Consider the following 22,111-nt stretch of genomic DNA (forward strand, 5'->3'; position numbering starts at 1 on the left):
CGAGTCTAGGGAGCAGGCATCGTGCGCCACGAGCGGGCCGGTGTCAACGGTGGTACGACGACACCGGCCCGATCGCGACGGCACTGGCCAGCGTCAGCTGGTCGGCAACCAGGCCTCGACCTTGTCGGGGTTGTCCTCGATCCACTGGGCCGCGGCGTCCTCCGGCGACATCTTGTCGACGGCGATGTACTTCGCCACCAGGTTCTGGTCCTCGTTGGTCCACTCGAAGTTCTGGATCGCCTCGACACCCGGACCGCCCTCGTCGACCCACGAGGTGGAGACGATCTTCTTCAGCGGCGTCTCCGGGTAGTCACAGGCGACCTTCGCCGGGTCGTCCTGGCAGCCCTCCTCGTACGGCGGCAGGGCGACCCGCTGCATCGGGACCTCGGCGTTGAAGTAGTGCGGCTCCCACCAGTAGCCGATCACGAACTCCTTGTTCTCCTCGGCCTTCTCGAAGGCGGAGATGCTCGCTGCCTCGCTCCCGGAGAAGACCACCTCGAAGTCGAGCCCGAGGTTGCTGACGATCGCCTCGTCGAACTGCACGAACGACGGGTCGGAGCCGAGGAACTGGCCCTTGCCGCCGGACTCGGAGGTCTCGAACTCCGACGCGAACTCGTTGAGGCCCTCCCAGTCGAGGACCTCCGGGTGCTCCTCGGCCAGCCACGGCGGCACGAACCAGCCGATGATGCCGACGTTGCCGTTGGGACCGAAGTCCATGGCACTGCCGTCGCCCTCGCCCTCGAAGAACTTCTTCTCCAGGTCGGGGTGACCCCAGTCCTCGATGATGACGTCGACCTCGCCGGTGCCGAAGCCCTGCCAGGAGACGTCCTCCTTGAGGTCCTTGTAGTTGACCGTGCACCCGAGCTCCTGCTCGGCGACGGTGCCGATCACGTAGGCACTGGCCCGGTAGCCGTCCCACGGGTTGATCGCCATGTTGATCTCGCCGCAGTCCCCGAGCTCCTCGGCGCGCTCCTCGTTGGCTTCCGTCTCGTCGTCGATGGAGCTGTCACCGCACGCCGCGAGCGTGAGCACCACGCACGCCGCGACCGCGACCGCTCCGCCGCGCTTCTTCAATGTCCGCAACTTCTCTCTCCTTGGTTGTGTGCGTGTGTGCATCCGAGTCAGTGGTCAGATCGACGCCGCGCGCCACCAGGGGCGCTTGGACGGGTCGTGCGTCACCGGGTCGCGGTGGGCAGCGGCCCGGCAGATCCGATCGATCAGGATCCCGAGCAGGACGATGCTGATGCCGGCGGCGGCGCCCTTGCCCCACTCCTCCGACCGGGAGAAGCCGAGCACCACGTCGTAGCCGAGTGCGCCGGCCCCGACCATGCCGCCGATGACCGCCATCGACAGCACGTAGAGCAGTCCCTGGTTGGCGGCCAGGACGAGCGAGCCGCGCGCCATCGGCAGCTGCACCTTGGTGATCTCCTGCCAGGTGGTGCTCCCGGTGGCCCGTGAGGCCTCCAGCGTCGCGGGCGAGACGCCCTTGATGCCGTCGGCGACCAGCTTGATGGCGACCGGGGCCGCGTAGATCACACCGGCGACGATCGCCGTGAACCGGGTCGCCTCGAACAGGCCGAGGATCGGGATCAGGTAGACGAAGGGCGGGATGGTCTGACCGGCGTCCAGGACCGGCCGGAGCACCAGGTCGACACGGGGCCGGCGCGCCATCCACACCCCGAGCACGAGCGCCAAGGCCATCACCAGGATCGTCCCGACCAGCGTCATGTTGAGGGTGACCATGGCGTCGTGCCAGAGGTCGAAGTACCACAGCCCGGCCAGGCAGATGACCGTCGGGAGCAGTGCCCGGACCCCACCGAGCACAGCCGACAACGCGAGGATGGCGACCGCGACGACGTACCACGGGGACTCCGCGAGCAACGACTCCAGCGGGTTGAGCAGGCCGTAGCTGATGACGTCCTTGAACCCACCGGTGAGCCCGCCGAAGGTGTCGGTGAACCAGTCGACGAGGTCGTTGACGCCGTCCGCCACGGTACGACGTACGTCGTTCTCGGGGAACCGCGCCAGGTCGATCTGCTCGCGTGAGAGGTAGACCGCGACAAGAGCGAGCGCACCGGTGACCCCGAGCACGATCCGACGGATCTTCGGGTCGGCACCGTCGCGGATGCGCTTCTCCGGCGCCTCGCTGGCGGCGGTGGTGGTGCGGTCCAGCATCACCGCCATCACCACGATGAGCATGCCGGGCACGAACCCACCGCCGACGTCCCTGGACTGCAGGGCAGCCAGCACCGGCTTGCCCAGGCCCGGACCGTTGACGTAGGCCGCCAGCGTCGCCATCGCGAGCGCGGCCATGATCGTCTGGTTGAGCCCGACCACGATGGTGCGGCGCGCCATCGGCAGCTGGACCTTGAGCAGCCGCTGCCACCTGGTCTGTCCCGCGGAGTCGGTGGCCTCCAGCGTCGTCGTGGAGACACCCCGGATCCCGTGCCCGGCGATCCGGATGATCGGCGGCAGCGAGTAGAGAAGGGTGCAGGCGACCGCGCCGGAGGGTCCGATGCCGACGAACAGCACGATCGGCAGCAGGTACACGAACGTCGGCATCGTCTGCAGGATGTCGAGCGTGGTGTTGATGGCCGCGAGGACGTAGCGGTTCCTCGTCGTACCCAGCCAGATCGCGAGCGGCATCCCGACCAGCACCGAGACCGCGACCGCGACGAACGTCACGATCAGCAGGTCCATCGCGTCGGACCAGTAGCCGAAGAACCCGAACGAGACGAACGAAGCGGCGACCAGCAGCGCGATCCGCCAGCCGGCCAGCGCCAGGCCGACCCACGCGGCGACGGCGGTGACCCCGAGCCAGCCGACCTGCGGCACCGGCCGCGGGAAGTCCGGCACCGAGATCAGCGTCTGGACCCACTCGACGACCGCGACGAACCGCTCCCCCACGGCGTAGGTGAGCTGGATGATCGGGTTGCTGTCCCGGCTCGCGAGCACGTCGTCGCGGAAGCCGGTCAGCGTGTCGTGCAGGTCGGTGTGCTCCCGCCCCGGCAGGACGAGGGTGTCCTGACCCTTGGTGAAGGCGTAGACGACCACCCAGACGCCGATGACGATCAGCGCCCACGCCCAGCGGGGCAGCCCACGGCGAGCGACCGGCTCCTCGGGAGGCGGGGCGTCGGGCTCAGGCGGCGCCGGGGCGAGGGTGGCGGTCACGCCGGTGCCTCTTCCTCCGCCACGACGACCCGCAGGATCGCGTCGTCGTCGACGATGCCGACGACCCGGTCGTTCTCGTCGACCACTCGCACCGGGTGGTCGGAGGCGAGCGCGGCCTTGGCGGCCTGGCGCACGATCGTGTCGGCCTTCATCACCGGGCCGTCCATCGAGTCGTCGGGCCGCGGGTCGCGCATCACCCACTTGAGGGTGAGCACGTGCGAGCGCGGCACGTCACTGACGAAGTCGCGGACGTAGTCGTCGGCCGGGGCCGCCACCACCTCGTCGGGCGCGCCGACCTGGACCATCTCGCCGTCCCGCATGATGAGGATCCGGTCGCCCAGCTTGAGCGCCTCCTGCAGGTCGTGGGTGATGAAGACCATCGTCTTGCCGAGCTCGTGGTGGAGCCGGATCACCTCGTTCTGCATGTCCCGCCGGATCAACGGGTCGAGCGCGGAGAACGGCTCGTCGAAGAGCAGCAGCGACGGGTCGTTGGCGAGCGCGCGGGCCAGGCCGACCCGCTGCTGCATGCCCCCGGAGAGCTGGTCGGGGTAGGACTGCTCGAAACCGGTCAGGCCGACCAGGTCGACGATCTCTCCCGCCCTCGCGCGGCGCTCCTTCTTCGAGATGCCACGGATCTCCAGGCCGAAGGCCACGTTGTCGATGACCTGCTTGTGCGGCAGCAGCCCGAAGTGCTGGAACACCATCGACGTGTGCGTACGACGCAGCTCGCGCAGGTCGCCGGCACCTGCCTTCGTGATGTCACGCCCGTCGATGACGACCTCGCCCGCGGTGGGCTCGATCAGCCGCGTCAGGCAGCGCACCAGGGTCGACTTGCCGGACCCGGACAGTCCCATCACGACGAAGACCTCACCGGGTGCAACCTCGAAGCTGACGTCCTTCACACCGACCACGCAGCCGGTCTTCTGCTTGAGGTCGGCTCGGGAGAGCTCGGCGTCCGGCGTACCGATGATCTTCTCGGCCCCGCTGCCGAAGATCTTCCACAGGCCGCGCACCGAGAGCGCGGCGTCGGTGGTGGCGGCGCCGGTCTGCTCGGGCTGGTCGACGACGGCGGTCATGACGGCTCCTTGCTGGCGACGTTGCGCGGGTCGCCGGGTGGGTAGAGAGGGTCGCCCTCGCGGTAGCGGTAGAACGGCACGTCGGCGGGCGGGAGCGGCGTGTTGCCGGCGATCAGGTCGGCGGCCTTCTCGGCGACCATCATCACCGGGGCGTAGATGTTGCCGTTGGTGACGAAGGGGAAGACCGAGGCGTCCACGACGCGCAGACCCTCGAGCCCGTGCACCTTCATCGAGCGGGGGTCGACGACCGACATCTCGTCGGTGCCCATCTTGGCCGTGCACGAGGGGTGCAGCGCCGTCTCGGCGTCCTTGCGCACCCACTCGAGGATCTCCTCGTCGGTCTCGACCGACGGCCCGGGCGAGATCTCACCGTCGTTGTACGGCGCGAACGCCGGCTGGTTGAGGATGTCGCGGGCGACGCGGATCGCCTCCACCCACTCCTTCCGGTCCGTGGGCGTCGACAGGTAGTTGAAGCGCATCGCCGGGTGCTCGCGGGGGTCGCGCGACCGGATGCGCACGTAGCCGCGGGTGTCGGCGTACATCGGACCGATGTGCACCTGGTAGCCGTGGCCCTCGACCGGCGAGCTGCCGTCGTACCGGATCGCGATCGGGAGGAAGTGGAACATCAGGTTGGGGTAGTCGACGTCCTCGTTGCTGCGTGCGAAGCCGCCGCCCTCGAAGTGGTTGGTGGCGCCGAGGCCCTTGCGCTGGAACAACCACTGGTAGGCGATCTTCGGCCGCTGGTGCCAGGCCAGGCCGGGTGCGATGGAGACCGGCTCCTTGGACGCGTACTGGATGTAGACCTCGAGGTGGTCCTGCAGGTTCTCCCCCACCCCGGGGAGGTGGTGGACCAGCGGGACACCGCGCTCCTTCAGCAGCGTCTCGTCACCGACGCCGGAGAGCTGCAGCAGCTGCGGGGTGTTGATCGCGCCGCCACAGAGGAGGACCTCGCCCGCCTCGACCGCGCGGTGCCGGCCCGCCCGCAGGTAGTCGACGCCGACCGCGCGCTTGCCGTCGAAGCGGACGCCGGTGACCAGCGCGCGGGTGCGGACGGTGAGGTTCTTCCGGTTCCGCACCGGGTGCAGGTAGGCGCGGGCGGCGGAGAGCCGGCGACCGCGGTAGACGTTACGGTCGAACTTCGCGAAGCCCTCCTGGCGGTAGCCGTTGACGTCGTCGGTGAGGTGGTAGCCGGCCTCGACCGTCGCCTTGAAGAACGCGTCGAAGAGCGGGTTCGTCGCCGGGCCGCGCTCGAGCTTGAGCGGGCCGTCGCCGCCGCGCCAGTCGTCGGCGCCGGCGACGCAGGTCTCCATCCGCTTGAAGTAGGGCAGGCAGTGGAGGTAGTCCCACTCCTCCAGCCCCGGCTCGCGCGCCCAGCGCTCGTAGTCCAACGGGTTGCCCCGCTGGAAGATCATCCCGTTGATGCTGCTGGAGCCGCCGAGCACCTTGCCGCGGGCGTGGTAGACCTTGCGGCCGCCGAGCTCCGGCTCGGGATCGGTCTCGTACTTCCAGTCGTAGAACCGGCTGCCGATCGGGAACGGCAGCGCCGCGGGCATGTGGATGAACGGGTCGATCCGGTAGTCGGAGCGGCCCGCCTCGAGCACAAGGACCGAGGTGCCGGCGTCGGCGGAGAGCCGGTTGGCCAGGGCACAGCCTGCGGAGCCGCCACCGACGATGACGTAGTCGAACCGCTCGGCACCCATGACTCCCCTGTCTCCCTGTCCCCTACCCGGCGAACCAGCGCTGCTCGGCCGGTCGGATGTTGTGCCAGACGTGCTTGGTCTCGCGGTACTCGTCGAGCCCGGCCAGTCCCAGCTCCCGCCCGGTGCCGGACTGCTTGTAGCCGCCCCACTCGGCCTGCGGCACGTAGGGGTGGTAGTCGTTGATCCAGACCGTGCCCATCCGCAGCCGGCCCGCGACCCGCTGGGCCTTGCCGGCGTCCTGGGTCCACACCGCGCCGGCCAGGCCGTAGATGCTGTCGTTCGCGGTCGCGACCGCGTCGTCCTCGCCGCGGAAGGTCTCGACCGTCAGCACCGGCCCGAAGGACTCCTCCTGGGTGACCGACATGTCGCTGGTGCAGCCGTCGAGGACGGTGGGGAGGTAGTAGAAGCCGTCGGCGAGCTCCGGCTGCTCGGTGGCGTCGGGGCGACGTCCTCCGCACCGGAGTACGGCGCCCTCGGCGATCCCCGCTGCGACGTACGCCTCGACCTTGTCACGGTGTGCGGCGCTGGTGAGCGGTCCGGTCTCGGCCCTCTCGTCGAACGGCCCGCCGAGGCGGATGGTGCCCGCCCGCTCCACGAGGGCGTCGACGAACCGGTCGTGGATCGACTCCTCGACGATCAGCCGGGCTCCGGCGGAGCAGACCTGGCCGGAGTGGAGGAACACCGCGGTGAGCGCGTAGTCGAGCGCGACCTCGAAGTCGGCGTCGGCGAAGACGACGTTGGGATTCTTGCCGCCGAGCTCCAGCGCCACCTTCTTCACGGTGGGGGCCGCGGCGGCCATGATCGTCCGACCGGTCTGGAGCCCGCCGGTGAAGGAGACCAGGTCGACGCGCGGGTCCGTCGACAGCGGCGCGCCGGCGTCCGGCCCGGTGCCGAGCACCAGGTTGCCGACACCGGCCGGCAGGCCGGCTTCCTCGAGCAGCTTCATCAGGTGGATCGCGGTGGCCGGGGTGAGCTCGCTCGGCTTGAGGACGAAGGTGTTGCCGGCGGCCAGGCAGGGCGCGACCTTCCAGGAGACCTGGAGCAGCGGGTAGTTCCAGGGGGTGATCAGGCCGCAGACACCGATCGGCTCGTGGACGATCCGGCTGACCACGTCGGGGTTGCCGGTGTCGACCACCCGGCCGGCGTCCTCGGACGCGACGTGCCCGTAGTGGCGGAACACGGAGACGATGTCGTCGACGTCGTACTCCGACTCGACCAGCCGCTTGCCGGTGTCGAGCGACTCCATCCGCGCGACCTGATCCTTGTCGCGGACCAGCAGGTCGGCGACGCGCAGGAGCAGGTCGCCGCGCTCGCGCGCGGAGGTCGTGGGCCACGGTCCCTCGTGGAACGCGCGGTGGGCGGCGTCGATCGCGGCCTCGGTGTCGGACGCCGTCGCCTCGTCCACCTCGGCGACGAGGGAACCGTCGGCCGGGCACCTGATCTCGCGGCGACCACCGTCAGCGGCGGACCGCCACTGTCCGTCCACGTAGAGCTCCGGCACGCAGCACCCCTTGTCCCAGGACGGCAGCGTTGCGAATCACGCAACGAATCGCCTCTAACGCAACCGTCTCCGATGCTGACAATGGTGGGGTCCGCGCGCGGCGTCAAGCACTTCGGCCCATTCCGTGACCTTCGCGCGCACCGCTCAGGGGCCGTCAGGGTACCGCTGCGCGTGCTCCACCGCCCTGCGGATCCGCAGGTGGAGGGTCGAGTCGTAGTCCTCCTGGCGCAGCGCCTTGACCAGCGAGACGCACATTCCGATGAGGATCAGCATGAACGGTCCCGCCACGAGGATGCACAACGTCTGCAACGCCGACAGCCCGCCCGCCCAGAGCAGCACGGCGGCGACAGCGCCCGTGGCGACGCCCCAGAACACGACCAGCAACCGGTTCGGCTCCTCGGTGCCGTGCTGGCTGAGCATCCCCATGACGATGGAGGCGGCGTCGGCGCCGGTCACGAAGAAGATGGCGACGAGGAAGACCGCAAGCGCGACGGTGACGGTGGCCAGCGGGAACTCGCGGAGGGTGTCGAAGAGCGACGCCTCGAGGGCGATGGAGCCCTTGTCGTCCGTCGGCGGGTCCCAGCCCTCGTTGAGCTGGAGATCGATCGCGGTGCCGCCCAGGATCGCGAACCAGACGAACGAGACCAGGCTCGGGACCAGGATCACGTAGACCACGAACTGGCGGATGGTCCGGCCCTTCGAGATCCGCGCGACGAACATGCCGACGAACGGCGTCCACGACATCCACCACGCCCAGTAGAAGATCGTCCAGCCACCGAGCCAGGAGCTGGCCTCGGCGTCGTACACGCCGGTGTCGAACGCCATGCTCGGCAGGTGCGTGAGGTAGTCGCCCAGGGTCTGGGTGAACGTGCCGAGGATGAAGACCGTCGGGCCGACCACGAACAGGAAGAAGACCAGCAGGGCGGCGGCGACGGCGTTGGCGTTGGAGAGGTACTTGATGCCGCGCTCGACGCCCGACACGGCCGACAGCACGAAGCAGAGGGTGAGGACCGCGATCACCACGACCGCGAGCGTCTTGCTGCCGCCGCCCTCGCCGAACACGTCGTCGATGCCGCCGGTGATCTGCAGCGCGCCGAGCCCGAGCGAGGTGGCCGAGCCGAAGAGGGTCGCGAAGATCGCGATCACGTCGATCGCCTTGCCGGGCGCCTCCTTGGCGCGGCGACCGAGCAGCGGGCCGAACGTCGCCGACACCGTGTTGCCGGCGCCCTTGCGGTAGGCGAAGTAGCCGATGGCGAGCCCGACGACGGCGTACATCGCCCACGGGTGGAAGCCCCAGTGGAAGAAGGACCACTGCATCGACAGCGCCGCCGCCTCGGCGGAGCCGGGCTCGGCGCCGCCGAGCGGCGGGGTGTTGAGGTGCGTGAGCGGCTCGGCGACGCCCCAGAACATCAGGCCGATGCCCATGCCGGTCGCGAACATCATCGAGACCCAGGAGACGGTGGAGAACTCGGGCTCGCTGTCGTCCAGACCGAGCTTGATGCCGCCGTACCGGCTGAGCGCGAGGTACGCCGAGAACAGCACGAACGCGGCACTGGTGAGCACGAACATCCAACCGAAGTTCGAGGTCACCCAGGCCAGCGCCTCGGTGGTCTCCTCGCCCATCTGGTCGGGCCAGATCACGCCGATCGCCACGAAGGCGACCGCGAGCGCCGCCGCGATCCCGAAGACCGTCCTGTTGATCGGCTTGTCGGCCGCCTCGTGCGAGGTCTCAGCCTGCTTGATGTCCGTCATCGCCGTCCTCCGTGCTGGTGGTCGGCCCCGAGTTCGGAGCTCTCTGGGAGCAGTGTGCCCGATCCCACACTCAACCAGACGGCTAGCGGTGGCCCCAACCCAGCCGGTGGGAGACCTCCTCGGCGGCTTCCACGACCTTGCCGGTGATCTCCTCGACGCGCTCCGCACCGATCCGGAACGTCGGACCCGACACACTCATCGAGGCGACGACGTCGCCGTGCACGTTGCGGATCGGCGCCGCCACCGCGGTCAGGCCGACCTCGAGCTCGTCGACCGCCAGTGCATAACCCTGCTCGCGGACCTGGTCGAGCTCGGCCCGCAGCTTGGCCTTCGTCGTGATCGTGGTCGGGGTGTAGGCCGACATCTTGCTGAGCACCGCGTCGCACTCCTGTCGGCTCAGCCCGCTCAGCAGCACCTTGCCGTTGCTGGTGGCGTGCAGCGGGATGTGCTGCCCGACCCAGTTGTGCGGCTGCAGGGCCGACGAGCCCGCGACCTGGTCGAGGTAGAGCGCCGAGCTCTCCGAGAGCACCGCGACGTTGACGGTCTCCCCCGTCTCCGACGCCAGCTGCCGGCACACCGGCCGCGCCTCCTGCACCAGGTCGAGCCGCGCCGTCGTCGCGCCGGCCAGCCGCAGCAGCCCCACGCCGAGCCGGTACTTCCCACGGTCCTCTGTCTGCTCGACGAGCCGGTGCGCCTCCAGCGTTGCGACCAACCGGAACGCCGTGCTCTTGTGCACCCCGAGCTCGCTCGCGATCTCGGTGACCCCCGCCTCCCCGCTCCGCGCCAACCGCTCCAGAATGGTCAGCGCCCGATCGACGGACTGCACCCCGGCCGCCCCGTCAGCGTTGCTCATGGCGCAACGGTAGCCGAATCACGCAACGCTGCCCATCCGTCGATCCCTCGGTCGTCGAGCAGGAGCGAGCCAACACGCCAACAGTCAGGTGTCTCGATACGCCTCGCCCAGCGGCTCGGCCTACTCGACAACCGAAGGCGCCGGCACCGGTCGTCGAGTAGCCGTCGCGAGGAACGAGCGACGGCGTATCGAGACGCAGCGAGCCGAACGCCCACCGCGAGCGCGCACGTCACGGCGTCTCGATACGGCCTCGCCCAGCGGCTCGGCCTACTCGACGACCGAAGGCGCCGGCACCGGTCGTCGAGTAGCCGTCGCGAGGAACGAGCGACGGCGTATCGAGACGCAGCGAGCCGAACGCCCACCGCGAGCGCGCACGTCACGGCGTCTCGATACGGCCTCGCCCAGCGGCTCGGCCTACTCGACGACCGAGGGGCTCGGCGTACGGCGTATTCGACCACCGGAGGCGCCCGCATCGGTCGTCGAGTAGGAGCGAGCGCAGCGAGCGACGTATCGAGACGCCAGGACCCGAAAGACCCACGGCGAGCACGAACAGTTGCGGCGTCTCGATACCCCCTCGCCTGGCGGCTCGGCCTACTCGACGACCTAGGGGCTCGGCGTACGGCGTATTCGACGACCGGGTGCGCCTGTGGAGAGCCGTTCGACAAGGACGCAGCTTCGTCGCACGGTTGCCGCATGCCCTACACCTACATGCTGCGGTGCGCGGACGGGTCGTACTACGTCGGCAGCACGCCGGATCTCGAACGACGCTTGTGGGAGCACAACGAGGGACTGGGGTCGGCGTACACCCGGCGACCGGGACGTCGCCCGGTGGTCCTCGTGTGGGCGCACGAGTACGCGACCATCGCACAGGCTTTCGCGTTCGAGAAGCAGCTGCAGGGCTGGTCTCGTGCGAAGCGACAGGCGCTGATCAGGGGCGAGTTCGAGGCGCTGCCAGGACTGTCGAAGAAGGACTTCACGAAGCGCCGTACGCCCCCGGTCGTCGAGTAGGAGCGAGCGACGTATCGAGACGCAGCGAGCCGAGAGAACACGGTGAGCACGAACAGTTGCGGCGTCTCGATACGGCCTCGCCTAGCGGCTCGGCCTACTCGACGACCGAGGAGCTCGGCCTACTCGACGACCGAGGGCGCGCCGGCATCGGTCGTCGAGTAGCCGTCGCGAGGAACGAGCGACGGCGTATCGAGACGCAGCGAGCCGAACGCCCACCGCGAGCGCGCACGTTCCGGCGTCTCGATACGGCCTCGCCTAGCGGCTCGGCCTACTCGATGACCGAAGGCGCCGGTATCGGTCGTCGAGTAGGAGCGAGCGCAGCGAGCGACGTATCGAGACGCCCGAACCCGAGAGAACCACGGTGAGCACGAACAGTTACGGCGTCTCGATACGGCCTCGCCTAGCGGCTCGGCCTACTCGACGACCAAGGGGCTCGACCTACTCGACGACCGAGAGGCTCGGCCTATTCGAGACGCAGCGAGCGACGTCAGCGGAAGACGACGGTGCGGTGGCCGTTCAGCAGGACGCGGGACTCCGAGTGCCAGCGCACCGCGCGGGAGAGGACCTGGGCCTCGACGTCGCGGCCGGCGGTGACGAGCTGCTCCTGGTTGAAGTTGTGGTCGACGCGGAGGACGTCCTGCTCGATGATCGGGCCCTCGTCGAGGTCGCCGGTGACGTAGTGGGCGGTGGCGCCGACCAGTTTCACACCGCGGTCGAAGGCCTGGTGGTAGGGCTTGGCGCCCTTGAAGCTCGGCAGGAACGAGTGGTGGATGTTGATGGCGCGGCCCGACAGCTCGGTGCACAGCTCGTCGGACAGCACCTGCATGTAGCGCGCCAGCACGACCAGATGGATGCCGTGCTTCTCGATGAGCTCGCGCAGCTGGTCCTCGGCCCACGGCTTGGTCTCCGGAGTCACTGGCACGTGCACGAAGTCGAGCCCGTGTGCGCGCACCAGCGGCTCGGCGTCGAGGTGGTTGGACACGACGGCGGGGATCTCGATCTGCAGCGCGCCGGTGCTGTGACGGAACAGCAGGTCGTTGAGGCAGTGCAGGTGCTTGGAGACCATGATCAGCGTGCGGTACGGCGCCCGCGCGGCCCAGATCTCGAAGGTCATGCCGAACGGGTCGGCCACGGCCGCGAAGTCCCGGCGCAGCTCCTCCGCGCTGGTCGCGCCGGCCACGGAGAAGTCGATCCGCATGAAGAACCGGCCGGTGAGCCGGTCACCGAACTGCTGGCTCTCGATGATGTTGCCGCCGTGGTCGACGAGGAAGCCGGAGACGGCGTGCACGACGCCCGGCCGGTCCGGGCAGGTCAGGACGAGCACGTAGTCGCCCGCGGGCGTGGTCGCGAGCGGGCTGGTCTCGGTGGTGGCGAACGACATCAGTCCCCCAGCTCCGCCCGGCGGCGTACGACGTACTCCTCCAGCTCCTGGCGGATCGCGTCGTCCAGCGGCGGCGCCTCGTAGTCCTCCAGCTGCTTGCGATAGATCTCGCCGGCCCGGGTGTTGGCGTCCTTGCCACCGCCGCGCATCCAGCGCTCGTAGTTGTCCGAGGACGACAGCATCGGCCGGTAGAAGCAGGTGCGGAAGCGCTCCATGGTGTGCATGGCTCCGAGGAAGTGACCGCCGTGCCCGACCTCCTCGTGCGCGTCGAACGCCATCGACGCCTCGTCGATCTCCATCGGCGTGAACTCGTGCTGGAGCATCTGCACCAGTTCGGTGTCGACGATGAACTTCTCGTAGCCGGCCACCAGTCCGCCCTCGAGCCAGCCGGCGGAGTGCATCACCCAGTTCGCGCCGGCCAGGAAGGTCGGCAGCAGCGTCATCAGCGCCTCGTAGCCGGCCTGCGCGTCGGCCACCTGCGAGGAGGTGAGGCCGCCGCCGGTGCGGAACGGCAGCCCGAAGTGCCGCGCGATCTGACCGGTGCAGAGCAGGCCGATGCCCGACTCCGGCGTGCCGAACGTCGGCGAGCCCGACTGCATGTCGATGTTGGAGAGGAACGACCCGAAGATCACCGGCGTGCCCGGGCGGATCAGCTGCGACAGCGCGATGCCGGACAACGCCTCGACGATCTGCTGCACCAGTGCGGCGGGGATCGTCACCGGCGACATCGCGCCCATCAGGATGAACGGCGTCAGCACGACCGGCTGCCCGGCCGCGGAGTACTCGAACTGCGCCTCGAGCATCCGGTCGTCCCACCGCAGCGGCGAGTTGCAGTTGATGAGCGAGATGGTCGCCGGCGTCTCCTCGATCGCTTCCCGCGACCCGAACAGGATCGACGTCATCGCCAGCGTGTCCGCGGCGTTGACGCCCGAGACCACGTTGCCCATGTAGACCTTGTCGGTCAGCGTCTGCAGCGCGTAGGTCATGTCGAGGTGCCGGCTGTCGAGCGGGGTGTCGTTGGGCTCGCAGATCACGCCGCCGGCGGAGTCGAGCACCGACGACGACTGCGCGAGCTGCGTGAACTGGCGGAAGTCGTTCATCGTCGCGTCGCGGCGGACCTCGCCCTCGCGCACGAACGGCGGGCCGTAGACCGCGCCGAATGCCATCGAGTCACCGCCGATGTGGATGCTGTTCTCCGGGTTGCGGGCCTGGACGTCGAATTCCCGTGGCGCCTTGGCGACCTGCTCCAGCACGAAGTCGGGGTCGAGGAAGACGGTGCGGTCCTCGACCCGCTGCCCCGCCTTGCGGAACAGGTCGAGCGCACGGTCGTCCATGAACTCGATGCCGATCTCGGTCATCAGCCGGCGCCAACCCTTGTCGAGGGTGGCCATCGCGTCCTGCGACAGGACCTCGTAGCGGGGCATCCGGTTCTGGAACATCGCGCCTCCTGCGCTTGACGGTGCTTGACCCACGGTCGGTCGGCATCCTAGCCTCCCTTTGTGGGACATCGGTTCCACATCATGGAACATCGGAGGACCTCGTGGCTACCCCCAACACCGGCACCCAGGCGATCGACCGCGCGGCAGCGCTGGTCGCCTCGGTCGTGCGGGCGGACGAGCCGTTGTCCTTCGGCGAGCTCCAGGACGAGAGCGGGCTCCCCAAGTCGACGACCTCCCGCCTGCTGACCGCGCTCGAGCGCACCGAGCTGATCGAGCGCAACGATGCCGGCTCCTACGTCGCCGGTCCCCTGTTCTGGCTCTACGCCACCCGGCACGACCCGTGGGAGGAGCTGACCCGGCTCGCCCGCCCGACGCTGGAGAAGGTCGGCGCCGACACCGGCGAGACCGTGCACCTCTCGGTCGCCCGTGGCGACCGGGTCGTGCAGGTGGCGCAGGTCGACTCGACGTACCTCCTCGGAAGCCGCGACTGGACCCAGGTCGACGTGCCGGAGCACTCCTCGGCGCTCGGCAAGGTGCTGCTCGCCCACGGCGTGCTCGCCGTGCCCGAGGGCGGGCTGGAGCAGCTCACCCCGCACACGATCGTCGACCGTGAGGCACTGCGCCGCGAGCTCGCGCAGGTCGTCCGCCGCGGCTGGGCGAGCACCGTCGACGAGCTCGAGATCGGCCTCAGCGGTGTCGCGGCTCCGGTCCGCGGGGTCGAGGGGGACGTGGTCGCTGCCTTGGGCATCTCGGGTCCCAGCCAGCGCTTGGAGGCACGACGCGACGACGTCGGCCGGTTGTTGACCGAACGAGCGGAGCAGCTGTCCGCGCTGCTCCGACGACGCACCAAGAGAGAGGGCGCCGCATGACACCCGAGGAGATCCTTCAGGGCCTGTACGACGAGACGCTGGTCGGCAACGGGCCGCGGGTGCTCGAGCTCACCGAGGAGGGCCTGTCCGCCTCGATGGAGCCGCAGACCCTGCTGTTCGACGCACTCATCCCGTCGCTGGAGGAGGTCGGCGCCCGCTTCGAGCGCGGCGACTTCTTCGTGCCGGAGATGCTCATCGCCGGCAAGGCGATGGCCGGCGCGATGGAGCGGCTGCGCCCGCTGCTCGCCGAGACCGGCGTGCAGACCATCGGCAAGTTCCTGATGGGCACGGTCAAGGGCGACGTCCACGACATCGGCAAGAACCTCGTCAACATCATGCTCGAGGGCGCCGGCTTCGAGGTGATCGACCTCGGCGTGCAGGTCGCGCCGGAGAAGTTCGTGTCGGCCATCGAGGAGCACCAGCCCGACATCGTCGGGTTCTCGGCGTTCCTCACCACGACGATGCCGATGTTCAAGGCCAACATGAACGCGCTCGAGAAGGCCGGCATGCGCAACGACGTGATCGTCATGGTCGGCGGCGCCCCGGTCACCCAGGAGTACGCCGACGCGGTCGGTGCCGACGGCTACGCGGCCGACGCCTCGCAGACCGTCAAGCGCGCCAAGGCCCTGCTCGACGAGAAGCGCTCGATGGTGCCTGCATGAGCGCCCCGCGCCTCGAGACCGTCCTGCGGTCGGCCAGCCAGGAGGTCGTGATCGGTCACGACCGCCGGTTCTGCCTGATCGGCGAGCGGATCAACCCCACCGGTCGCAAGGTCTTCCAGGAGCAGCTGCGCGCCGGTGACCTGTCCGCGATCGCGCGGGACGTCCAGGCCCAGGTCGAGGGCGGCGCCGACGTGCTCGACGTCAACATGGGGGTGCCGCTGACCGACGAGGCCGACCTGCTCGCCAAGGCGATCACGATGATCCAGGAGCTGACCGACAAGCCGATCTGCATCGACTCCTCGGTCGTCGAGGCGTTGGAGGCCGGACTGTCGGTCTACCAGGGCCGCGCGCTGGTCAACTCGGTCACCGCCGAGGACGACCGGCTCGCGCAGATCCTCCCGCTCGTGAAGAAGCACGACGCCGCGATCATCGCCCTCCCCAACGACGAGGACGAGATCCCGATGGAGGTCGAGAAGCGGGTCGAGCTGACCCGCAAGATCATCGAGGTCGCGACCAAGGAGTACGGCATCGCCGCCGCCGACATCGTGATCGACCCGCTCGCGATGCCGATCGGCGCCGACCAGACCGTCGTCGTGACCGTCCTGGAGACGATGAGCCGGATCCGCGACGAGTTCGGGGTCAACATGACCTGTGGCGCGTCCAACGTCTCCTTCGGCATGCCGTCGCGGCACGCCCTCGGCGCGACCTTCCTGCCGATGGCGATGCTGGCCGGCCTCACCTCGGCGATCATGGACACCCGCACCCCCCAGATCGTCGAGGCCGTCAAGGCCGCCGACCTGCTGCTCGGGCACGACGAGTGGGGCGGCGCCTGGATCGCGGCCCACCGGGCGAGGCAGGCCGCATCGGCGTGACCCAGGACGAAGAGTTCTCGCTCGACGCCGTCCGGCGCGAGGGCCTGCTCCCGACCCCGGGAACCGGCCAGGCGCAGCACGACGGCACCGGCCGGGTCGAGCTCTCGTTCACCGTCGAGACCGGCGCTGACGACGGTGGCGCTCCGCCCGCGCAGCGGTCGGTCCGGGTCCCGCCCGGCGTCACGGTCTTCGACTCCGCGTCGTGGAACGGCATCGCGATCGACTCCACCTGCGGCGGTCACGGCACCTGCCACAAGTGCAAGGTGCGGGTCGAGGGCCCGACGCCGATCACCCGCCACGACGTCAAGACGTTCAGCCGGGAGCAGCTCGACAACGGCTGGCGGTTGGCGTGCCTGGTGCAGGCCACGCGCGACCTCGCCGTCGACGTACCCCCGCTGACGACGCGACCGAAGGCCGCCACCGTCGGGGTCGGTCGCCAGGTGATCCTGCGGCCCGCGGTCCAGAAGCGGTACGTCGAGCTCGACGAGCCCACGCTCGCCGACCAGCGGCCCGACGTCGACCGGCTGCTCGCCGCGATCGACGACCTCGAGCCGGCGCCGGACCTGCACGCCCTGCGCCGGCTGCCGAAGGTGCTCCGCGAGGCGGACTTCAAGGTGACCGCGGTCGTCGTCGACGAGGTGTTGGTGGACGTGGAACCGGGTGACACCACCGACCAGCGCTACGCGATCGCCTACGACCTCGGCACGACCACCGTGGTCGCGACGCTGCTCGACCTGACGCTGGGCACCCCGATCGCGGTCGCGTCGGTGCTCAACAAGCAGCAGCCGTTCGGCGGCGACGTCATCACCCGGATCAGCGCCACGATGCTCGACCCGGAAGCGCTGCCGCGGCTGCAGCGCGCCGCCGCCGACACGCTCGCCGAGCTCGCGTCCCAGGTCTGTGGCGAGGGCGGCGTCGACCCGCGACAGGTCTACGAGGTCGCGATCGCCGGCAACGCCACGATGACTGCGCTCGTGCTCGGCATGGATCCCGAGCCGCTCGGCGTCGCGCCCTTCGTGCTCGCCACCGCTCAGCCGCCCGCCCTGCTGGCAGCCGAGGTCGGCCTCGACCTGCACCCGCGGGCGCACGTCTACTTCTTCCCGGCGCTGGGCGCCTACGTCGGTGGCGACATCGTCGCGGGCATGCTCGCCACCGGCATGGACCGCGACAAGCGCACCCGGTTGATGATCGACGTCGGCACCAATTGCGAGATCGTGCTCAGCGACGGCGACCGCATCGTGTCGACCGCGGCTCCGGCCGGGCCCGCGTTCGAGGGCGGCGCGATCCGCTGCGGCATGCGTGCGGCCGACGGTGCCATCGAGACGATCCGGCTGGACACGCCCGAGGGGGTCGTCGACCTCGGTGTGATCGGCGACGTGGAGCCGAAGGGGCTCTGCGGCTCCGGGCTCGTGGACGCGGTGGCCGAGCTGGTCAAGGTCGGGCTGCTCGACGGGACCGGACGGTTCGTGCCCGACGAGCAGGCCGTCGACATCGCCCCCAAGCTCGCCGACCGCCTCACCAAGCTGGGCGAGGAGCGGGTCTTCGTGCTCCACCGGCCATGGCCGGACGCCGGTCCCGAGGACTGCGTTGTCCTCTCCCAGCGCGACGTGCGGGAGCTGCAGTTCGCGAAGGCGGCGATCTCCACGGGCTGGTCGCTGCTGCTGGAGGAGCTCGGGCTCGAGGCGCGCGACGTGCAGCAGGTGCTGATGGCAGGGTCCTTCGGGAGCTACATCTCCCCCGCGTCCGCCGTACGCATCGGGCTGGTGCCGAAGCTCCCCGTGCTGCGCATCGTCTCGGCCGGCAACGTGGCCGGCGAGGGCGCGAAGATGGCCCTGCTCTCCGTGCGCGAGCGGGCCGGTGCGGCGGCGCTGCTCGAGGAGGTGACCTATGTCGAGCTCTCCGACCGCGCCGACTTCAACGACCGGTTCGTCGACCAGCTCGGGTTCTGACCTCGCCCTGATCGCGTGCGGCGCGCTCAGCCAGCCCGCCGCGGAGATCGCCGAGCGCCACGGCTGGCCGGTCACGGTCCATCCGCTGCCGCCGTTGCTGCACAACCAGCCGCAGCTGATCGCCGGCGAGGTGCGGGGACTGGCCGAGCGGCTGCTCGGCGAGGGCCGCCGGGTGGCGGTCGGCTACGCCGACTGCGGGACGTACGGCGCGCTCGACGCCGTCTGCGACGACCTCGGTCTGCAGCGGCTGCCGGGCCTGCACTGCTACGACGTGTTCGCCGGTCCGGAGCGGCTCGCGGCGTTCTTCGAGGAGCAGCCCGGCACCTACGTGCTCACCGACTTCCTCGTCCGCTCCTTCGCCCGCACGGTGCTGCGCGAGCTGGGTCTCGACCGGCACCCCGAGCTGCGCGACGACTACTTCGGGTCCTACACCCGGGTGGTCTGGCTGGCGCAGGAGCCGGACGACGAGCTGCACGGGCTGGCCGAGGAGGCCGCCGCCGCGCTCGGCCTGCCGCTCACGGTCGTCGACACCGGGCACACCGGTCTGGAGGCCGCACTCCGCTCGCTGGTCGAGTAGTGAGCTCGCGCAGCGAGCGAGCGTATCGAGACCTCAACGTGCCAACCGCTGCAGCCAGTCCTGGCGCCAGGCCTCGGTCTCGGCGACCTGGTTGAACGTGTAGAGGTGCAGCCCGGTGACCCGCATCTCGGCCTCGCCGACGGTCGGGGCGCACTTCTCGATGAACGACTCGCCGGAGAACCCGCCGGGCGCGACCAGCCGGGCCATCAGCCCCTTCTGCTTGGAGAGGAAGCGGGTCGAGTCGCCGACCCCGATCTTGGTCGCCATGCCCAGCAGCTTGGTGCGCTCGACCGGGCCGGGCACTCCCAGCAGCACCGGCAGCTCGATGCCGCGCAACCGCATCCGGTGCAGCCAGTCCTTGATCACGCCCGGGTCGAAGGTCAGGTTGCTGACGACGTGCGTCGCGTGCTTCCGCTTGTCCCACATCGACTGCACGGTCAGGTCGTCGTGGATCGTCGGGTGGCTCTCCGGGTAGCCGGTCACCCCGACCTCGGCGAACGGGCTGCCGATCGCGGTGAGGTCCTCCAGCATCGACAGCGCGTCCTTGTAGTCCCCGACCGGGTCGGCGTCCCCGCCCGGCACGAAGATCGTGGTGATCCCGGCCTCACCGAGTCGGGCCGCCAGCTCCTCCAGCTCGGTCCGCCCGCTCACCATGCGCGCCGCCAGGTGCGGCACGACGGTGTACCCCGCCGCCGCGAACCGCTCCGCCGTGCTGATCGTCCGCTCGAGCCCCATCGAGGGCGAGGCGGTGACGGTCACCGGCACCGACGTCGGCACCGACGTGAGGACCTTGTCCTCGATGGTCGGAGTCGGGAGCACCTCGTAGCGGGCGTGCTCCAGCAAGCGCCGTACCGTGGCAACATCTTTGTTGCGCATGACACAACTCGTTTCGTGATACGCACCGGATGAGGACCAGCGTAGACCTCGGCGGGCGTGCCGAAAAGAGGGAATCGGTCGTCGAGTAGGTCGAGCCCTTCGGTCGTCGAGCAGGCCGAGCCCTTCGGTCGTCGAGTAGGCCGAGCCCTTCGGTCGTCGAGTAGGCCGAGCCGCCAGGCGGGGCCGTATCGAGACGCCCGCCGCCACAACGCCAACCGTCCCACCGTCGGGTGCGCACGTCACTACGTCTCGATACGTCGCTCGCTGCGCTCGCTCCTACTCGACGACCAGAGCCAGCGCCTGCGGTCGTCGAGTAGGCCGAGCCGCCAGGCGAGGCCGTATCGAGACGCCCACACCCGTACGCCAACCGTCCCACCGTCGGGTAGGCACGTCACCACGTCTCGATACGTCGCTCGCTGCGCTCGCTCCTACTCGACGACCAGAGCCAGCGCCTGCGGTCGTCGAGTAGGCCGAGCCGCCAGGCGAGGCCGTATCGAGACGCCCTGCGGCCGTACGCCAACCGTCCCCACCGTCGAGTAGGCACGTCACTACGTCTCGATACGTCGCTCGCTGCGCTCGCTCCTACTCGACGACCGAAGCCAGCGCCTCCGGTCGTCGAGTAGGCCGAGCCCTTCGGTCGTCGAGTAGGCCGAACCCTTCGGTCGTCGAGTAGGCCGAGCCGCCAAGCGAGGCCGTATCGAGACGCCCCCCGGCCGTACGCCAACCGTCCCCACCGTCGAGTGGGCACGTCACTACGTCTCGATACGTCGCTCGCTGCGCTCGCTCCTACTCGACGACCGTGGCCAGCGCCGCCGGTCGTCGAGTAGGCCGAGCCGCCAGGCGAGGCCGTATCGAGACGCCCTGCGGCCGTACGCCAACCGTCCCCACCGTCGGGTGGGCACGTCACTACGTCTCGATACGTCGCTCGCTGCGCTCGCTCCTACTCGACGACCGGAGCCGGCGCCGCGAAGCCGTCGTATCGAAGGGCCCGTCGCCACGACGCCAGCCGTTCCCACCGTCGGGTGGGCACGTCGCTGGGTCTCGATACGCCGTCGCTCGTTCCTCGCGACGGCTACTCGACGACCGGTTGCCTCAGGCGGACTTCTTCTTCTTCTCGCGCAGCACGAGTGTCGGCGCGACGTCGTCGTCGACGACCTCTCGGGTGACGACGACCTTCTCGACGTCGCCGCGGGAGGGGACGTCGTACATCACGTGGAGGAGGACCTCCTCGATGATGGCGCGCAGGCCGCGGGCGCCGGTGCCGCGCTCCATGGCCTTGTCGGCGATCGCATCGATGGCGTCCTCGGTGAACTCGAGGTCGACGCCGTCGAGCTCGAAGAGCTTCTTGTACTGCTTCACCAGTGCGTTGCGCGGCTCGGTGAGGATCTGCACCAGTGCCTCACGGTCGAGCTTGGAGACGCTGGCGATGAGCGGGAGCCGGCCGATGAACTCGGGGATCAAGCCGAACTTGGTGAGGTCCTCGGGGCGGACGAGCTGGAGCAGGTCCTCCGCCTCCTTCTCCTCCTTGCCGCGGACCTCCGCGGTGAAGCCCAGGGTCTTCTTGCCGACCCGCTGCTCGATGATGTGCTCGAGCCCGGCGAAGGCACCACCGACGACGAACAGGATGTTCGTCGTGTCGATCTGGATGAACTCCTGGTGCGGGTGCTTGCGGCCGCCCTGCGGCGGGACCGAGGCGGTAGTGCCCTCGATGATCTTCAGCAGCGCCTGCTGGACGCCCTCGCCGGAGACGTCGCGCGTGATCGACGGGTTCTCGGCCTTGCGGGCCACCTTGTCGATCTCGTCGATGTAGATGATGCCGGTCTCGGCCTTCTTGACGTCGTAGTCGGCGGCCTGGATCAGCTTGAGGAGGATGTTCTCGACGTCCTCACCGACGTAGCCGGCCTCGGTCAGCGCGGTGGCGTCGGCGATCGCGAACGGGACGTTGAGCATCCGGGCCAGCGTCTGCGCGAGGTAGGTCTTGCCGCAGCCGGTGGGGCCGATCACGAGGATGTTGGACTTCGCCACCTCGACGTGCTCGTCCTTGGCGTGCTTGCCCTTGCCGTCGCCGATGCCCGGCTGCACGCCGGCCTGGACCCGCTTGTAGTGGTTGTAGACCGCCACCGCCAGCGACTTCTTCGCCTGCTCCTGGCCGATCACGTAGGAGTTGAGGAAGTCGAAGATCTCCTTCGGCTTCGGCAGCTCGTCGAGGCCGACCTCGGCGCCCTCGTTGAGCTCCTCCTCGATGATCTCGTTGCAGAGATCGATGCACTCGTCGCAGATGTAGACGCCGGGGCCAGCGATCAGCTTCTTGACCTGCTTCTGGCTCTTCCCGCAGAAAGAGCACTTGAGCAGGTCGCCTCCGTCACCGATGCGTGCCACGGGCGGTACTCCTCACAGTCATACGAACTTCCCCGACCGTACCCCG

17 protein-coding genes are annotated in these 22,111 nt (G+C 69.5%); 6 read left to right on the top strand and 11 right to left on the bottom strand.

The genetic code is table 11. The features are described 5' to 3' along the window. Positions 1 to 93 precede the first annotated feature (93 nt). From DJ010_RS02535 to DJ010_RS02565, 7 genes are all read right to left on the bottom strand, one after another. The gene (locus DJ010_RS02535) at positions 94 to 1,083 is read right to left on the bottom strand and encodes an ABC transporter substrate-binding protein (protein ID WP_109692033.1); all 990 of its coding nucleotides are present in this window, start codon (positions 1,081 to 1,083) and stop codon (positions 94 to 96) included. Positions 1,084 to 1,128: 45 nt separating this feature from the next. Continuing rightward, the gene (locus DJ010_RS02540; protein ID WP_109692034.1) at positions 1,129 to 3,171 is read right to left on the bottom strand and encodes an ABC transporter permease; all 2,043 of its coding nucleotides are present in this window, start codon (positions 3,169 to 3,171) and stop codon (positions 1,129 to 1,131) included. Next, complete coding sequence (locus DJ010_RS02545; RefSeq protein ID WP_109692035.1) at positions 3,168 to 4,247, bottom strand: quaternary amine ABC transporter ATP-binding protein; 1,080 nt, start codon at positions 4,245 to 4,247, stop codon at positions 3,168 to 3,170. Before DJ010_RS02545 ends, DJ010_RS02540 begins: the two co-directional genes overlap by 4 nt. Then, a complete protein-coding gene (gene betA / locus DJ010_RS02550; protein ID WP_109692036.1) occupies positions 4,244 to 5,947 on the bottom strand; it encodes a choline dehydrogenase in 1,704 nt (567 codons plus the stop codon). Before betA ends, DJ010_RS02545 begins: the two co-directional genes overlap by 4 nt. A 22-nt stretch (positions 5,948 to 5,969) precedes the next feature. Then, positions 5,970 to 7,448, bottom strand: a complete 1,479-nt coding sequence (locus DJ010_RS02555) for an aldehyde dehydrogenase family protein (protein WP_109692037.1) — start codon at positions 7,446 to 7,448, stop codon at positions 5,970 to 5,972. Positions 7,449 to 7,592: 144 nt separating this feature from the next. Further along, positions 7,593 to 9,200: a BCCT family transporter gene (locus tag DJ010_RS02560; RefSeq protein WP_109692038.1), complete on the bottom strand. Its 1,608-nt coding sequence runs from the start codon at positions 9,198 to 9,200 to the stop codon at positions 7,593 to 7,595. 82 nt (positions 9,201 to 9,282) lie between these two features. Further along, positions 9,283 to 10,053 carry an IclR family transcriptional regulator gene (locus tag DJ010_RS02565; RefSeq protein ID WP_109692039.1) on the bottom strand — a complete coding sequence of 257 codons (771 nt, stop codon included), beginning with the start codon at positions 10,051 to 10,053 and terminating at the stop codon, positions 9,283 to 9,285. A gap of 693 nt (positions 10,054 to 10,746) precedes the next feature. Here DJ010_RS02565 and DJ010_RS02570 point away from each other — a divergent pair. Continuing rightward, a complete protein-coding gene (locus DJ010_RS02570) occupies positions 10,747 to 11,061 on the top strand; it encodes a GIY-YIG nuclease family protein (RefSeq protein WP_109692040.1) in 315 nt (104 codons plus the stop codon). Positions 11,062 to 11,548: 487 nt separating this feature from the next. On the opposite strand, the gene purU is transcribed toward DJ010_RS02570, so the two are convergent. Together purU and DJ010_RS02580 are read right to left on the bottom strand one after the other, a co-directional pair. Beyond that, complete coding sequence (purU, locus tag DJ010_RS02575; protein ID WP_109692041.1) at positions 11,549 to 12,442, bottom strand: formyltetrahydrofolate deformylase; 894 nt, start codon at positions 12,440 to 12,442, stop codon at positions 11,549 to 11,551. Continuing rightward, entirely contained in the window at positions 12,442 to 13,881 is a 1,440-nt protein-coding gene (locus tag DJ010_RS02580) for a trimethylamine methyltransferase family protein (RefSeq protein WP_109692042.1), read from the bottom strand. The genes purU and DJ010_RS02580 overlap by 1 nt, the downstream gene beginning before the upstream one ends. Positions 13,882 to 13,982: 101 nt before the next feature. Between DJ010_RS02580 and DJ010_RS02585 the strand changes: the two genes are divergently transcribed. From DJ010_RS02585 to DJ010_RS02605, 5 genes are read left to right on the top strand one after another with little or no spacing between them, the layout of a single operon-like run. Next, positions 13,983 to 14,750 (top strand): IclR family transcriptional regulator, encoded by a 768-nt coding sequence (locus DJ010_RS02585; protein ID WP_109692043.1) that lies wholly within the window; start codon positions 13,983 to 13,985, stop codon positions 14,748 to 14,750. Continuing rightward, positions 14,747 to 15,412 carry a corrinoid protein gene (locus DJ010_RS02590; protein ID WP_109692044.1) on the top strand — a complete coding sequence of 222 codons (666 nt, stop codon included), beginning with the start codon at positions 14,747 to 14,749 and terminating at the stop codon, positions 15,410 to 15,412. Before DJ010_RS02585 ends, DJ010_RS02590 begins: the two co-directional genes overlap by 4 nt. Further along, positions 15,409 to 16,284, top strand: a complete 876-nt coding sequence (locus DJ010_RS02595) for a dihydropteroate synthase (RefSeq protein ID WP_109692045.1) — start codon at positions 15,409 to 15,411, stop codon at positions 16,282 to 16,284. The genes DJ010_RS02590 and DJ010_RS02595 overlap by 4 nt, the downstream gene beginning before the upstream one ends. Next, the gene (locus DJ010_RS02600; RefSeq protein WP_211318621.1) at positions 16,281 to 18,233 is read left to right on the top strand and encodes an ASKHA domain-containing protein; all 1,953 of its coding nucleotides are present in this window, start codon (positions 16,281 to 16,283) and stop codon (positions 18,231 to 18,233) included. The genes DJ010_RS02595 and DJ010_RS02600 overlap by 4 nt, the downstream gene beginning before the upstream one ends. Beyond that, positions 18,172 to 18,810, top strand: a complete 639-nt coding sequence (locus DJ010_RS02605; protein WP_109692046.1) for a DUF1638 domain-containing protein — start codon at positions 18,172 to 18,174, stop codon at positions 18,808 to 18,810. Before DJ010_RS02600 ends, DJ010_RS02605 begins: the two co-directional genes overlap by 62 nt. A gap of 33 nt (positions 18,811 to 18,843) precedes the next feature. On the opposite strand, the gene DJ010_RS02610 is transcribed toward DJ010_RS02605, so the two are convergent. Beyond that, the gene (locus DJ010_RS02610; RefSeq protein WP_211318622.1) at positions 18,844 to 19,653 is read right to left on the bottom strand and encodes a methylenetetrahydrofolate reductase; all 810 of its coding nucleotides are present in this window, start codon (positions 19,651 to 19,653) and stop codon (positions 18,844 to 18,846) included. A gap of 1,125 nt (positions 19,654 to 20,778) precedes the next feature. Next, complete coding sequence (clpX, locus tag DJ010_RS02615; protein ID WP_109692048.1) at positions 20,779 to 22,065, bottom strand: ATP-dependent Clp protease ATP-binding subunit ClpX; 1,287 nt, start codon at positions 22,063 to 22,065, stop codon at positions 20,779 to 20,781. Between the last annotated feature and the right edge of the window lie 46 nt (positions 22,066 to 22,111).

Source organism: Nocardioides silvaticus (assembly GCF_003160695.1).
GTDB lineage: Bacteria > Actinomycetota > Actinomycetes > Propionibacteriales > Nocardioidaceae > Nocardioides > Nocardioides silvaticus.

Bases quoted from the DNA above. Each gene is read 5' to 3' on its own strand.
- DJ010_RS02545 (WP_109692035.1), bottom strand. From the start codon at position 4,247: ATGACCGCCGTCGTCGACCAGCCCGAGCAGACCGGCGCCGCCACCACC.
- betA (WP_109692036.1), bottom strand. From the start codon at position 5,947: ATGGGTGCCGAGCGGTTCGACTACGTCATCGTCGGTGGCGGCTCCGCA.
- DJ010_RS02560 (WP_109692038.1), bottom strand. From the start codon at position 9,200: ATGACGGACATCAAGCAGGCTGAGACCTCGCACGAGGCGGCCGACAAG.
- DJ010_RS02565 (WP_109692039.1), bottom strand. From the start codon at position 10,053: ATGAGCAACGCTGACGGGGCGGCCGGGGTGCAGTCCGTCGATCGGGCG.
- DJ010_RS02570 (WP_109692040.1), top strand. From the start codon at position 10,747: ATGCCCTACACCTACATGCTGCGGTGCGCGGACGGGTCGTACTACGTC.
- purU (WP_109692041.1), bottom strand. From the start codon at position 12,442: ATGTCGTTCGCCACCACCGAGACCAGCCCGCTCGCGACCACGCCCGCG.
- DJ010_RS02580 (WP_109692042.1), bottom strand. From the start codon at position 13,881: ATGTTCCAGAACCGGATGCCCCGCTACGAGGTCCTGTCGCAGGACGCG.
- DJ010_RS02590 (WP_109692044.1), top strand. From the start codon at position 14,747: ATGACACCCGAGGAGATCCTTCAGGGCCTGTACGACGAGACGCTGGTC.
- DJ010_RS02595 (WP_109692045.1), top strand. From the start codon at position 15,409: ATGAGCGCCCCGCGCCTCGAGACCGTCCTGCGGTCGGCCAGCCAGGAG.
- DJ010_RS02605 (WP_109692046.1), top strand. From the start codon at position 18,172: ATGTCGAGCTCTCCGACCGCGCCGACTTCAACGACCGGTTCGTCGACC.